Origin of the sequence: Sinorhizobium meliloti, from assembly GCF_017876815.1 — a bacterium.
GTDB classification, from domain to species: Bacteria; Pseudomonadota; Alphaproteobacteria; order Rhizobiales; family Rhizobiaceae; genus Sinorhizobium; species Sinorhizobium meliloti.
The window spans coordinates 2691473-2704077 of the sequence record NZ_JAGIOS010000001.1; the positions used below are offsets into that span (position 1 = coordinate 2691473).

A 12605-nucleotide genomic window follows, 5' to 3' on the forward strand; every position below is an offset into this window, starting at 1 on the left:
ATGGCTACGGCAAATGAAATCTGGCGCGATTTCAATGTGGACGGCGTTCCGTCTTCCGGTCCTTATGATCCCGAAAAATCGCAAATCCGGCAGTGGGGCATGCAGCGGGTAGGGTCCACCGCCGTCTCCACAATTGTCAAGCTGACGCAAGCACAATACAATGCGCTCGGCACCAAGGACGCCAACACGCTCTACATCATCGTCGGTTAGGCCCACTCCATGTATGTCGGAACCGGCAAGGTCGCCGCCCTCCACGTGGGCAGCGATCTGATCAGCCGCGCCTATCTTGGCGATGAGATTGTTTATCCGCCGGGCTCCTATCCGCTCGGGTCGCTTTCGACCTTGGCATGGTGGCGCGCCGATGATGCCTCGTCGCTGACGCTTGTCGGCGGCAAGGTTTCGCAATGGCGTGACCAGATCGCCGGCCACTCCATGGCGCAGGGCACTGACGCCCGCCGGCCGGTCTATTCGGCTGCCAGCTTTGCCGCATCGCCGGGCGTCCAGTTCTCCTCCGCCGGTCAGACTTATCTTTCGATGAGCACGTCGCCTTGGCCGATCGAGGGCGATGAAGGCGCGGTGTTGATCGTCTGCGATCAGCTTTCGCCCGCCAGCGCGACCGTGCCGAAGACTCTCTTTTCCTATGGCAACACCGCTTTCACGCAACGCAAGGTCCAGCGCCTTGTCGTCGCGGGCGTCAATCGCGCGGCGGCGGATATCGGCAACACCTTTTCGACTTATCCGATCTATGAGGGCACACAGAACTTTTCCGGCATCCATGCCGTCACCGCCTTTTTCGGCGATGTGAATACGACCGTGGCGATCGAGGAAGAGTTTGCCGGCGTCAACACGCTGGCTTTGCGCACCGAGGCCGGGCGGACCCGGATCGGGGCCGATGCCTTGGCGGCGCCCACCGAATATTGCGACAGCATTATCCGGGATGTCGTCATAGTCGACACCACCACCATGGAGCCCGGCGAGTTTGACCGCTTCGTTGATTGGGCGATCGGCAGGAGGACTCCGGTGTGATCAACCTCGGCAGCGCTGAGATCGCCGATCTCCGGGTCGGCGCCAGTCAGGTCGCGCGCGTCTATCTCGGCGAAGACATCATCTGGCAACCGAACTTCGACTCGCTGCCCGCCGCGATCTATTTCTCGGCCGCCGGCAATGATGATACCGGCGCCGGGACGCAGGCCGCCCCGTTCAAGACGCTCAAGATGGCGAACGCCGTAGCGAGGGCCGGCAAGACGCTCTATTTCCGGGGCGGCGATACCTTCACCGGCACGCTGCTTTGCCGGCCCGGCTGCGTCTATAATTCCTATGGCACCGGCAAAGCCACGATCAGTTCGGGCAACTCCGAGGCGGTCCTGCTGGACAATGCCGATAGCGCCCAAGTCCGCCAGCTGATCGCGCAAGGATCGGGCACGACGGTCAACGGCTCGCACGGCATCCGGGCAATCAACAGCCATGCCGAGGCCATTCAGGTCGATGACGTGGTGATCGATAGTTGCGAGGTGCGCGGCTATGGCCGGAACGGCATCTTCGCGACGGTCGCCAATTATCCGTCCGGGATGGCGGGACTCCAGATCACCAACAACATCGTGGAGGATTGCACCGGGAACGATGTCCGGGGCCATACCGGCGGGATCATCGTCGCGGCCGAGGAGGCGGACTTTTGGGGGCTGGCCACCTATCCCGCATCGCATCGGGATGTCGTCGTCACCGGCAACACCGTCCGTCGCTGCAAGGGCAAGCGGGACGCGGCCAACCATGTCGGTTCCGGGATCATTGTCGCGCAGACCGAGGGCGCGCTTGTCGAAAGCAATCTCGCCGAGGATTGCGGCGAAAACTCCACCAACAACGCCGGCCCGGTCGGCATATGGGCGTGGGATGCGATCGGCGTCGTCATCCGCAAGAATACGACTTTGCGGCAACGTTCGGCCCGATCCGATGGCGGCGGCTTCGATCTGGACGGCGGCTGCAAGGATTGCGTTCTCGAATATAATTTCTCGATGGGATGCACCGGCCCCGGCATCATCATTTTCTCTTTTGACGATACCGCCTATCCGAACAAGCTGCTCGATTATTCCAACAATGTCGCCCGCTATAATCTGTCGGTGCGAGACGGCCAGACCGTCCGGTCGGAGTTCGGAATGTTCATCGGCACCATGCGACCGGTCGGCTCCGATTTCCAGAACATCCGCGTCTACAATAATACGATCGTCACCGATACGGTCGGGGCGTTCTCGCCGACGTGCCTTTCTATCCAGACCTTCGGCGGCGTCGATTTCAGCCATGCGACCGGCGTCATCGCCAACAATATCTTTCTCCAGAAAGGCGCCGGGCTGCTTTGCGACGTGCGGACGACCGCAATGCAAATTCACGGCAATTGCTTCCACTCCGTCCAGGGCACCGCCATGCGGTCCTTTGGCTTTGATTGGGAGACCGTCGATCAATGGATTTCGGCGTCGGGCAATAAGGAATTCCTGCACGGCACCCACACCATCTTTGTCGATAACCCGCAGCTGGTGAACGACTCCGGGAGCACCCCGGCGGATTTCCGCCCGGCCAATAGCTCGCCGCTCTATGGCGTCGGGATGGATATCAACGCGGAATTCGGTATTGCGCGCCCGACCGAGGATTACCTCGGCAACGCGCTTCCGGCGACGCAGCGGTTCTTTACGCCCGGCGCTATGGAGCCGGCCACGCCGCTGCCGAATTTGCTGACATCGCCGAACGTCCTAAACACCGGATGGGAGCTTAACGACATCGATCTGATTTCCGGCCTGCCCGGCATGTTCGGCGGCACCTCGGCGCAACTTATCAGGATTGATGACGATGGCGCGGCGGTGGGGCAAACCCGCTCGTTCGCATCAGGCACCGAGAAGATTTTCCGGCGTGGCGGCTTCGTCAAAATCAGCGGCGATGTGAAAGCGGCGGTGATCGGCAATCGCCAGCCCGATATCAACGACTATTGGTGGACGTGGTTCGATCTGGTCGCGGGGGAACTGGACGATGCCGAAGCATGGGGCGCCTATCTGCAATCCGTGCCGCGCTTCCGAATGCAAAAGCGGCCGAACGGCTTCTGGCTAATCATGCATGAAATGAAAGTCCCGAGCACTTGGACCAACGATAAGTTTTGGGCACAGCCCTCGCTCCCGTTCCCGGTCAGGGGCGGGCTTGAGGCAAGCGGCCAGCGCGGCCTCATCCACGACGGGTTTTTCGAGTTCCTCGTCGGCTAAATCCATAATTGGAGAAATCATGGCGACCAGCAGCTTCAAAGCGGCGCTGGCGCGGGTGCTCGTCCATGAGGGCGGGTATGTAAATCATCCGCGCGACCCCGGCGGCGCCACCAATCAGGGCATTATACAGCGGACATATGATGCCTATCGGCGCAGCAAGAAATTGCAGCCGCGCTCGGTCCAGAAGCTAACCGCGCCCGAGCGCGACGCGATCTATCGGCGCCAGTATTGGGACGCGATCAAGGGCGACAAGCTGCCGGTCGGCGTCGATTATGTCGTGTTCGACGGCGCGGTGAATTCCGGCCCGAACCAATCCATCAAATGGCTACAGCGCGCGCTCGGCTCGGCCTATCGCGGCCAGATCGACGGGGTGATCGGGCTGGCCACTTTCGCCGCCCTTGAGGCGACCGAGGATCACGACGCGCTGATCGACCGGATTTCCGATCGGCGCATGGCGTTCCTGAAAGCGCTTGAGCCCTGGCCGGTCTTTGCCGGCGGCTGGACGAGGCGCGTTCAGAACGTGCGCGCCAACGGCAAGGCCGAGGCCGCCGGCCGCAAGGATGTCGTCGCCGTCCATATTGCCGGCGCCGAGACAAAGGCGACGATCGAGGACGCCCGCAAGGCGCCGTCGCCAGCGCCAGCCGATGCGGCTACCGGCGGCGGGATCGGGGCGGGCGGCATCGCTGGCACATTGCAAACCCTTCAGGATCAGCTGACGCCGTTCAGCGCGGCCGGCAATTGGATCACCACGCTCGTCGTCGTGCTGGCCGTTTCCGGCGCCGGCCTTGCGGCTGGCGGGATCGCCTATCGCTGGTATGCGAAGCGGCGCGCGGCGCAGCTGGCCGACGCGCTTGATGCGGTGCCGGCATGATCGCTTTGCTTACCGGCCCATGGGGAAAGTGGATCGGCGTCGCGGCGATCGCCGTCGCGCTATTTGGCGTCGGCTATTGGAAGGGCCGCGCTGATATCCGCGCCGATAAGCTGAAAGATACCATCCGCGCAATCGAGAAAAGGGAGCGGATTGATGAACGGATTCAGGGCTTGGACGGCATTGCTCTTTGCAATGAGCTTCTTGGTGGCGGGATGCACGACGAATGCCAGCAATTGCGCGGGGTGGAGGAAGATACCCGTCAGCCCGGCCGGCGCCGTTAAGCTGGCCAGCGATCCCGATCTAGTTCCAACCGGCCAAGGCGTTGCCAGCACCAACTCTTTCGGGCGCGCGCAGAAGTGCTGGAAATAGGAGGCCGCAATGATTGAGGCACTGATTGCCTTGGCGATCACCATTCTCGTCGTCGGGCTGATCGCGGGGCTGGTAATATTCCTGATCCGGCGGGCGCCATTCATCCCCGCGCCCTTCGGTCAATGGGCCGAATATGTCGTGATCGTCATCGCCGTTTTGATTATCCTGTTGCGGGCGCTGCCGCTGTTAGGAGTCAGCGTGTGATGACCTTCGAAGTCGATACCCGGACGATCAATATCAACACGGTGGTCTCGGTCGCCGGGTTTCTCGCGACGTTCGTCTTCATCGGCATCGCGTGGGGCGCCTCGCAAGCGGCGCTGTCCGATCTGGAAGAATGGCGCATCCAGCATGAAGGCGTGCACCGCGATTTACAGGCCAGCGTGCGCTCGCATGATGCCGTGGTGGATCAGCAGATTTCGACCCTCCGCGCCAACCTCGCCAAGCTGGACCAGATCGAATACCGCATTACAGCGAACGAAAAAGGCATTGAGGCACTCGATACCCGGATAGGCCGGATTACCGAAAGCTACAGCAATCAGTTCTCCGATTTCCGCAATCAGCTGTCATCGATATCGACGCAGATCGCGTTGACCAATCAGACCCTCCAGCGGATCGAGGCGGCGACGCCGGCCGCCCCGCGCTGATCATTCCTCCCGGCGCGGGCTAGGCAAACCTCGCCCGGCGGCCCGCGCCTAACTGTCCCGCCTTTGGCTTCACGTCGGGGCGGGCTTTTTCTTTTTCGGGCGGGGGAAGGTTTCCAGAATGCCCATGAACGTATCAGAAACCAAATCTGGAAACCAAATCGTTAACGAATTGAAAATACATACTCCATGGGTAACATTTCGTTAACCATGTTCTGCAAGGTTCTATTAAGAAAACCGCGCGTCGGGCAAAGCTGGGCGGACCGGAAACGAGCAAGGACGAGGTGAGAGAAATGGCGGTCATCACATTCGCCAATGCAAAGGGCGGTGCGGGAAAGACGACCGCGGCGCTGATCCTGTCGACGGAACTGGCGAGGCAGGGGAATCGCGTCGTGGTATTGGACGCCGATCCGCAGCGCTGGATCACGAGCTGGTCCGAAGTGTCCGGCCGTGTCGCCAATCTCGAGGTGATTTCGCACGTCACTCCGGCTTCGCTTCCCTGTCATATCCGCGAGCTCAAGGGTGAGGCCGATTTCATCGTCATCGATCTCGCCGGCGCCAAGGATGCGATCGTCGCGTTGGCGCTGGGGCTGTCCGATCATGTGCTGATACCGGTTCAGGGCTGCGCCATGGACGCGCGTGGCGCCGTACAGATTCTTGAACTTATCCGCCATATCGGCGAGAAGGCGAGGGTGCGCATCAACCACTCGGTCGTCTTGACGCGCGTCAATTCGCTGGTGACGACGCGGGCGCTGCAGACGATCAAGGCGCTGCTCGCCTCCCGCGGCGTTTCGGTCCTCGATACGCCGATCGTGGAGCGTGTTGCCTATCGCGAAATCTTCGAGTGCGGCGGCACCCTGCAGATGATGGACCCGAACCGGGTCAGCAATCTCGACAAGGCGCGCGAAAACGCATACGCGCTTGCCGCCGAGGTGCAAAACCTGCTCCCCGTGACCGCACGCCGCGCCCTGATGTCCCGCCTGCGCTCGGCTTTGCCGCGGGCGGCGTAGCGATCGCTCGCGAAGGGCGGTTGCCGTTCAGAACCGTTTGTCGATGAAGTGTTTCGCCTGGGCGCCGGCGTGGTAGAAGGCGGACTTCAGAGTCCGCCACGGATCCGGCGTGACCGGCGTCTCCGCAAGCGGTATCGCGGACGTATCGCCGGTGACGTGGCGGGCAAGCGCCCGCCCGAAGACGGTGCCCGGCGCGATCCCTCGGCCGTTATAACCGCTGATCGATACGACGTTGGGAGCGAGCACATGCATGGCCGGCAGATTGTTGGTCGTCATGCCGATGCGACCGTCCCACCAGTGCTCGAAGCGGAAGTCCCCGATATAAGGAAAGAGCTTGCGCACCGAGCGCGCGGCGAAGGCCCGGTGCGTGCCTGCGGCGATCGCATCCAGCCTGCCGATCGAGCCGAAAATCAGCCGGTTCTGCCTGTCCATGCGGAAGGAGGTCATCACCAGCCCCGTGTCCCAGGCTCCCTGGCGTTCGGGCAATATCCGCGCGGCCACGTTGTCGGGCAGCGGATTGGTCGCGAACTGGAAATAGGGAAGGATCGTGAGTTCCTGCCGGTACTCCTTCCATGGGACGCCGGTGACAAGGCTCCCATAGGCGTTGGTCGCAAGAATGACGTGACGGGCCGTTACCGTTCCCCGCGGGGTCTTCACGTTCCAGAGATCGCCTTGGCGGCTGGCTGCAAGGAGGGGGGTATCGGTGAAGATTTCGGCGCCGGCGGCAAGCGCTGCACGGGCCAATCCTCGCGCATAGGCGAGCGGCTGTATCGTTCCGGCGCGGCGGTCGAGCAGTGCGCCGGTGAAGCCCTCGGCTCCTGAAAGCGCGTGCGCCTTTTCAGCCGAAAGCACCTCGACCGGAGCACCGCGCTTTTTCCATTGCGCCTCGCGCTCCCGGATTTCCTTGAGCCCTTCCGCGCCGACCGACATATGCAGCGTGCCGTTGCGAACGGCTTCGCATTCGATTCCATGTTTCGCAACGAGATCGTAGACGAATGACGGGCCGTCGCCGAGTTCGTCGAGAAGCCGGTTGCCCGCCGCTGCTCCGAGCGTTGCGATCAGGTCGTCCGGCTGCACCCACATGCCGGCATTGACGAGGCCGACATTGCGGCCCGAACCGCCGAAGCCGATCATCCGCGCTTCGATCACCGCAGTCCTGATGCCCGTCTCCGCCAGATGAAGTGCGGCCGAAAGGCCCGTGAAACCACCTCCGACGATCGCCACCTCGACCGTCAGGTCGCCTGCTAGCGGAGCGGTGCGCGGAGCGGCCGGTGCCGTCGCATGCCAGAGATTGGGGAGAGCACGCTCCGTTGCCATCGCGGACAGTTCCTTAAGGTCAGGGGTGTTTCGTCTGTGATAAAGGCAATGCGGCGGAGTTTTTCATGACAATGTTTCATGACGTCATGAGGCTGCTGCGACCGGCAGGGGGGTATGGCCTTCGAAGCAGCTCAAGCGCGTCGCGATCAACCGCATTGACGCGACACGCTTGGCTGATTGTCGTGCCTCAGTCGACGAATTCGACCGTGACGCCGGTGCTCACCATCTTGCCGAGTTCGGTCGCGTCCCAGTTGGTCAGGCGGACGCAGCCATGGCTCTGGGTCTTGCCGATCTTCGACGGCTCCGGTGTCCCGTGAATGCCGTAGGTCGGCTTCGACAGCGCGATCCAGACGGTGCCCACCGGGCCGTTCGGACCCGGTTGCAATTGCAGGATCCTGTCGTTCGCGCCCTGCTGGAAGTTGATCTTCGGGTTGTAGGTATAACCAGGATCGAAGGCGATACGCTCGACATGCACCGTACCGGAAGGCGACGGCGTGTCGGAGGAACCGATGGTGGACGGATAGGCGGCGATCAGTTTCCCCGCCTCGTCATAGGCGAGCACCTGCTTGCGGGCCTTGTCCGCGACGATGCGCGCCACCTTGCCCTTCTTGTTCGGGCCGGGATTGACGACCTTGATCGTAGTGCCGGGAATTGAAAAATCGACACCGGGATTGAGCTCGCGCAGATACGCCTCGTCCATGTGGAACTTCTCGCCGAGCATCTCCGTCACGGACGTGAAGGACAGATGCGGAAGCTGCGCCTTGTGGGCGTAATCTTCCGGGATGGAGGCGACAAAGGGGCCGGCCGCATCCGCGGCGGTGATCGTGTAGGTCGTAATCGGCAAGCCGCCGTTGAAGCGCAGCCGCTCCAAAATGTCTTCGGTATTGTTCGGATCGAGCGTTTCACCCGTTGCCTGCTGCCAGGCTTCGATGGCCTTGGTGACGTTCGAGCCCATCTTGCCGTCGATCACGCCGGGAGAAAAGCCCTCGCGGTCGAGGAAGACCTGCAGGGCAGCGATCTCAGCGCGCGACTTTCCCGTCACCGTCATGGCCGGCGGCATCGGCTGTGCCAGCGGGTCATCGTATTGCGGATCGTAGGCAGCCTCCTCGCGATCGGAGAGCGAGGGAAGGCTGTTGGGCAGATCCTCGCGCTCGACCGGAGCGGGCGCAATATCGCGGTATTCGGGGATGGCGCCGGTAAACTCGCCGGGTTCGGAATAGCCGTAACCGCGATCGCGGGGCTCGGGATAGCCATCGCGCCCGTATTCGCGGCGCCGCTGTCCGCGACCATAGCCGTCATTCGGCACGACGGTGGCGACGATATTGCCCCACGGATCCACGAGCACCGTGCGTCCGCGGCGGTCGCGCATGGCATGAACCTCGGCCTCTCCGGGGATATAGTCGAGAATGTCGCCTTCGGGCGTGACGAGCATCACGTCGCCGCCGCCCCAATAGCCACCATAGGCATCCTGTGCGTTGGCGGGCGCAAGCTCCATGGCCATGAGGGCGAGTGCTGCGAAGAGCGAAAGGCCGGTGCGGGTCGCGGGCGTCACTAGGGAACCTGTCTTCATGGCGGTTGCTTTGCGGCGGTACATACCGATTTGGACGTTAATGTGAAAAAAGTGAATTCATCATGAACAGCCGGTTAAATTAGTTAGGCCAACATCCTGCCCATTGCAACGCTCGCCGAAATGGCCCGGTTCCGAGGCTTCGACTATCATGGATTCCATGCCTGATTCCGGGCTCCTTCTCTGGAGGTGAAATGCGGACGACCTTGAACGCGGCCGATGGCGCGGCGAGCCACCTCCTGTTCGACCCGTCCTCGGCACTCGATGTCGCGGCCTTCGTCGTCGCCGGTGTCGATCTGTCGCCGGGCGCGGCGATCCCCTCGGACGGCGATCCGCGCATCGACCGCGCGCTCGCGGGTTTCCTGTTTACCTGCGGTCCCGAGCACATTCGACATCCCGAGGCTCTGGAAGGCGGCGCCGGCGCATATTATCCCCTGCATGGCTCGCTCGCCGGAACGCCCGTCAGCCGGACCGAGATGTGCGGTGCGGGCGATCGTTGTACTGCCGTCACCGAAGTCGATCTCGCCTGCGGCGGCCGGGCGGCTATCGAGCGCCTCTGGCAAGTCGATGCGGCCGCGCACGCCGTGACGCTTGCGGACCGCGTCATCAACATCGGTTCGTCTGCCTTTGCGCCGATGATGATGTATCACATGAACATCGCCGGCCGGCTGCTCGGCGAGGAAACGCGGATCGAAAGTCCGTCGGTCGACGGCGGATCGTTTCCTTGGCGCTTCGGCGAGGGGGAAAGCGCGCATTTCTGCCGTCCGGCCGTTGCCTGTGACGGATGGTCGGAGGTGGCGCTGACCGCAATGCCGGGTCTTAAGGGGCGCGCACTGCGTGTGCGGTTCCGGACCGACACGCTGCCGTTCCTGCAGATGTGGCGTTGTCAGCGCGGCGGCGCCAACGTCGTCAGCATCGAGCCGGCCTCGCATCGCCTGGCGAAGCGGCCGCAGCTTGCCGCAAACGGGGAGCTCGATCCTCTTCAACCCGGCCAATCGCGCGATTATAGCCTGGCTTTCACCGTCTCCTGATGACGCCTTCTCGATTGACGCCGCCCGGCGCCGGGCCTAAATCAGGGCAACGCTTTTCTTGAGGGACGCCACATGGACATTCGCCAGATCAACGATGAGTACTCGGTTTCGGGCCAGATCACCGTCGACGACCTCGACGAGATCAAGGCGCTCGGCTTCAAGTCCATCGTCTGTCATCGCCCGGATTTCGAGGCACCCGATCAGCCGACCTTCGACGCCATCGCCGCGCGTGCCCAGGAACTCGGGCTGGAGATCACCCATATCCCGGTCGGCCCGATGGGCGTGACCGCGGACGCGGTCAAGAGCATGGTCGACGCTCTGGACGAATTCCAGCGCCCGATGCTTGGCTATTGCCGCTCCGGCGCCCGCTCCACCGCAGTCTATCAGCAGACACTGCACATTCGGGGCTGAGGCGCCGAAAACGGTTGTGACGAGGGCTTCGCTCCGCGAATCATCTCACGGATTGCGATCTCTCTCTCATCCCTCGAGCACTGAGGAGGTTGGCAGGCATACCGCGATGCTCGCGAAGACGGCCGAGATCACGCATGATGTCGAGATGCAGACACGTCGAATGCAGTGGTTTGATCGGGCCGCCTCTGCCCCTCATCCGCCTGCCGGCACCTTCTCCCCGATTACGGGGAGAAGGAACAAGCGGGCACTGCTTCGTCCTCTTCTACAGCGCCGCGCGTCTTATCAGACGCGCAAAGGTCGCTGTAGCACTTTGATCTGCTGCATGTTTTTGTCCTTTGATCGGATACGATTAAAGGAAACATGCAGTAGAGGGCGGAGACGGGGCTGGGAGCTTGCCGCTTGTCCCTTCGCCCCGCTTGCGGGGAGAAGGTGCCGGCAGGCGGATGAGGGGCTTTCGAGAATTCCGCTGAGCGCCGCATTACGGCGGCCCCATCCTACCCTTTCCGGATCTCGCTCAGCGTCCGCGTCGGCGTGATCGCTTCCGGGTCGAGCTTGATCTCGATGATGGCAGGCTTGCCGCTCTCACGCGCCCGCAGGAAGGCGCCTGCGAATTCTTCCGTCCTCGCCACCGTTTCGCCGTGGCCGCCATAGGCGCGGGCGAGCGCTGCGAAATCCGGGTTCGTCAGATCCGTGGCGCTGACACGGCCGGGATATTCGCGCTCCTGGTGCATGCGGATCGTACCGTAGATACCGTTGTTGACGACGAGCACGATGATCGGGAGTTCATAGCGGACGGCGGTCGCGAACTCCTGGCCATGCATCAGGAAACAGCCGTCGCCGGCAAAGCAGACCACCTCGCGATCGGGATGCAGATGCTTGGCCGCGACTGCGGCCGGCAGGCCGTAGCCCATCGAGCCGGAAGCGGGAGCAGCCTGCGTCCCGTAACGGCGGAAACGGTGGAAGCGATGGAGCCAGGTGGCGTAATTGCCTGCGCCGTTGGTGAAGATCGTCTCCGGCCCCGTATTCGCCTCCAGCCAGTTCACGATCGGTCCCATCTGCACGTCGCCCGGTCCCTTTTCCGGCGGCGTCGACCATTTGAGATAGGCCGCATGCATTTCTCCGGTGCGGGCGGACCAGTGGGGCTCGGCTGAAGGCGTCAGGTTCGAGAGCGCGGCGACGAAGTCGCGCGGGCTCGCGGCAATTGCGAGGTCCGGACGGTAGACCCGGCCGAGCTCGCCCGGATCCGGATGGACATGCACCAGGGTCTGCCTGGGGTAGGGGACGTCGATCAGCGTGTAGCCGGAGGAAGGCATCTCCGAGAACCGCCCGCCGACGAGGAGGACGAGGTCGGCTTCCCGGATCTCGCCTGCCAGCGACGGATTGATGCCGATGCCGACATCGCCCGCGTAGTTCGGATGCAGGTGGTCGAAAAGCATCTGGCGGCGGAAGGAGCAGCCGACCGGCAGCTGCCAGCGCTCGGCGAAGCTCTGGAACCCGGCCACGGACTCGGCGGACCAGCGGGTACCGCCGAGAATGGCGATCGGCCTTTTCGCGGTGGAGAGAAGCTCTGCAAGCTTGGCAATCTGGCTTGGGCCCGGGTGGCTTTCCACCGGCTGGTAAGCGCGGGCGGCCGGTGCCTCGGTGCTCTGTGTCAGCATGTCTTCCGGCAAGGTCAGGACCACAGGCCCGGGACGGCCGGACGTCGCGACGGCGAAGGCACGCGTCACGAATTCCGGGATGCGCGCCGGATCGTCGATTTCGCCGACCCATTTTGCGACTTCGGTGAAGGCCCGCCGATACTCGATCTCCTGAAAAGCCTCCCGCTCGCGGGCTTCGCGCTGCACCTGGCCGATGAAGAGGATCATCGGAACCGAATCCTGCCGGGCCACGTGGAGGCCGGCGGAGGCATTGGTCGCGCCGGGGCCGCGGGTGACCATGCAGATGCCGGGCTCGCCCGTCAGGCGGCCCCAGGCATCCGCCATCATTGCGGCCCCGCCCTCCTGCCGGCAGACGACGACCTCGATGTCGGCGTCGTAAAGCGCATCGAGCACCGCCAGATAGCTTTCTCCCGGAACGCAGGAGATGCGCTTCACCCCGTTTGCGGCAAGCGCTTCCACCACCAGTTGTCCGCCCGTTTTCATATGCACCT

At 63.0% G+C, this 12605-nt stretch carries 13 protein-coding genes; 10 read left to right on the forward strand and 3 right to left on the reverse strand.

Features of this window, described 5'->3' with window-relative positions:
* The 8 genes from JOH52_RS12870 (at nucleotide 1) to JOH52_RS12905 (ending at nucleotide 6130) form a co-directional block, all read left to right on the forward strand.
* Entirely contained in the window at nucleotides 1-210 is a 210-nt protein-coding gene (locus tag JOH52_RS12870) for a phage upper tail fiber protein (protein WP_014529304.1), read from the forward strand.
* A 9-nt stretch (nucleotides 211-219) separates the two neighbouring features.
* Nucleotides 220-1026 carry a hypothetical protein gene (locus JOH52_RS12875; RefSeq protein WP_014529305.1) on the forward strand — a complete coding sequence of 269 codons (807 nt, stop codon included), beginning with the start codon at nucleotides 220-222 and terminating at the stop codon, nucleotides 1024-1026.
* The gene (locus JOH52_RS12880; protein WP_014529306.1) at nucleotides 1023-3239 is read left to right on the forward strand and encodes a right-handed parallel beta-helix repeat-containing protein; all 2217 of its coding nucleotides are present in this window, start codon (nucleotides 1023-1025) and stop codon (nucleotides 3237-3239) included. The genes JOH52_RS12875 and JOH52_RS12880 overlap by 4 nt, the downstream gene beginning before the upstream one ends.
* 19 nt (nucleotides 3240-3258) lie before the next feature.
* Nucleotides 3259-4110 (forward strand): glycoside hydrolase family 108 protein, encoded by an 852-nt coding sequence (locus JOH52_RS12885; RefSeq protein ID WP_014529307.1) that lies wholly within the window; start codon nucleotides 3259-3261, stop codon nucleotides 4108-4110.
* Nucleotides 4107-4391: a TrbC/VirB2 family protein gene (locus tag JOH52_RS12890; protein ID WP_017266494.1), complete on the forward strand. Its 285-nt coding sequence runs from the start codon at nucleotides 4107-4109 to the stop codon at nucleotides 4389-4391. The genes JOH52_RS12885 and JOH52_RS12890 overlap by 4 nt, the downstream gene beginning before the upstream one ends.
* Nucleotides 4392-4488: 97 nt before the next feature.
* A complete protein-coding gene (locus tag JOH52_RS12895; RefSeq protein WP_013844677.1) occupies nucleotides 4489-4683 on the forward strand; it encodes a hypothetical protein in 195 nt (64 codons plus the stop codon).
* The gene (locus tag JOH52_RS12900) at nucleotides 4683-5123 is read left to right on the forward strand and encodes a hypothetical protein (RefSeq protein ID WP_014529310.1); all 441 of its coding nucleotides are present in this window, start codon (nucleotides 4683-4685) and stop codon (nucleotides 5121-5123) included. Before JOH52_RS12895 ends, JOH52_RS12900 begins: the two co-directional genes overlap by 1 nt.
* 290 nt (nucleotides 5124-5413) lie before the next feature.
* Entirely contained in the window at nucleotides 5414-6130 is a 717-nt protein-coding gene (locus tag JOH52_RS12905; RefSeq protein ID WP_003529183.1) for a ParA family protein, read from the forward strand.
* Nucleotides 6131-6157: 27 nt separating this feature from the next.
* On the opposite strand, the gene JOH52_RS12910 is transcribed toward JOH52_RS12905, so the two are convergent.
* Nucleotides 6158-7447, reverse strand: a complete 1290-nt coding sequence (locus tag JOH52_RS12910) for an NAD(P)/FAD-dependent oxidoreductase (RefSeq protein WP_014529311.1) — start codon at nucleotides 7445-7447, stop codon at nucleotides 6158-6160.
* A gap of 187 nt (nucleotides 7448-7634) precedes the next feature.
* A complete protein-coding gene (locus JOH52_RS12915; RefSeq protein ID WP_013844647.1) occupies nucleotides 7635-9041 on the reverse strand; it encodes a L,D-transpeptidase family protein in 1407 nt (468 codons plus the stop codon).
* Nucleotides 9042-9208: 167 nt separating this feature from the next.
* On the opposite strand from JOH52_RS12915, the gene JOH52_RS12920 reads away from it, so the two are divergent.
* Together JOH52_RS12920 and JOH52_RS12925 are read left to right on the forward strand one after the other, a co-directional pair.
* Nucleotides 9209-10045, forward strand: a complete 837-nt coding sequence (locus JOH52_RS12920; RefSeq protein WP_010969770.1) for an aldose 1-epimerase family protein — start codon at nucleotides 9209-9211, stop codon at nucleotides 10043-10045.
* 72 nt (nucleotides 10046-10117) lie between these two features.
* Nucleotides 10118-10456: a protein tyrosine phosphatase family protein gene (locus JOH52_RS12925; protein ID WP_010969769.1), complete on the forward strand. Its 339-nt coding sequence runs from the start codon at nucleotides 10118-10120 to the stop codon at nucleotides 10454-10456.
* Between the two features lie 494 nt (nucleotides 10457-10950).
* On the opposite strand, the gene JOH52_RS12930 is transcribed toward JOH52_RS12925, so the two are convergent.
* Complete coding sequence (locus JOH52_RS12930; protein ID WP_010969768.1) at nucleotides 10951-12597, reverse strand: thiamine pyrophosphate-binding protein; 1647 nt, start codon at nucleotides 12595-12597, stop codon at nucleotides 10951-10953.
* Nucleotides 12598-12605: the final 8 nt, after the last annotated feature.

Bases quoted from the DNA above. Each gene is read 5' to 3' on its own strand.
- JOH52_RS12870 (WP_014529304.1), top strand. From the start codon at position 1: ATGGCTACGGCAAATGAAATCTGGCGCGATTTCAATGTGGACGGCGTT.
- JOH52_RS12875 (WP_014529305.1), top strand. From the start codon at position 220: ATGTATGTCGGAACCGGCAAGGTCGCCGCCCTCCACGTGGGCAGCGAT.
- JOH52_RS12885 (WP_014529307.1), top strand. From the start codon at position 3,259: ATGGCGACCAGCAGCTTCAAAGCGGCGCTGGCGCGGGTGCTCGTCCAT.
- JOH52_RS12890 (WP_017266494.1), top strand. From the start codon at position 4,107: ATGATCGCTTTGCTTACCGGCCCATGGGGAAAGTGGATCGGCGTCGCG.
- JOH52_RS12895 (WP_013844677.1), top strand. From the start codon at position 4,489: ATGATTGAGGCACTGATTGCCTTGGCGATCACCATTCTCGTCGTCGGG.
- JOH52_RS12900 (WP_014529310.1), top strand. From the start codon at position 4,683: ATGACCTTCGAAGTCGATACCCGGACGATCAATATCAACACGGTGGTC.
- JOH52_RS12905 (WP_003529183.1), top strand. From the start codon at position 5,414: ATGGCGGTCATCACATTCGCCAATGCAAAGGGCGGTGCGGGAAAGACG.
- JOH52_RS12910 (WP_014529311.1), bottom strand. From the start codon at position 7,447: ATGGCAACGGAGCGTGCTCTCCCCAATCTCTGGCATGCGACGGCACCG.
- JOH52_RS12915 (WP_013844647.1), bottom strand. From the start codon at position 9,041: ATGTACCGCCGCAAAGCAACCGCCATGAAGACAGGTTCCCTAGTGACG.
- JOH52_RS12920 (WP_010969770.1), top strand. From the start codon at position 9,209: ATGCGGACGACCTTGAACGCGGCCGATGGCGCGGCGAGCCACCTCCTG.
- JOH52_RS12925 (WP_010969769.1), top strand. From the start codon at position 10,118: ATGGACATTCGCCAGATCAACGATGAGTACTCGGTTTCGGGCCAGATC.
- JOH52_RS12930 (WP_010969768.1), bottom strand. From the start codon at position 12,597: ATGAAAACGGGCGGACAACTGGTGGTGGAAGCGCTTGCCGCAAACGGG.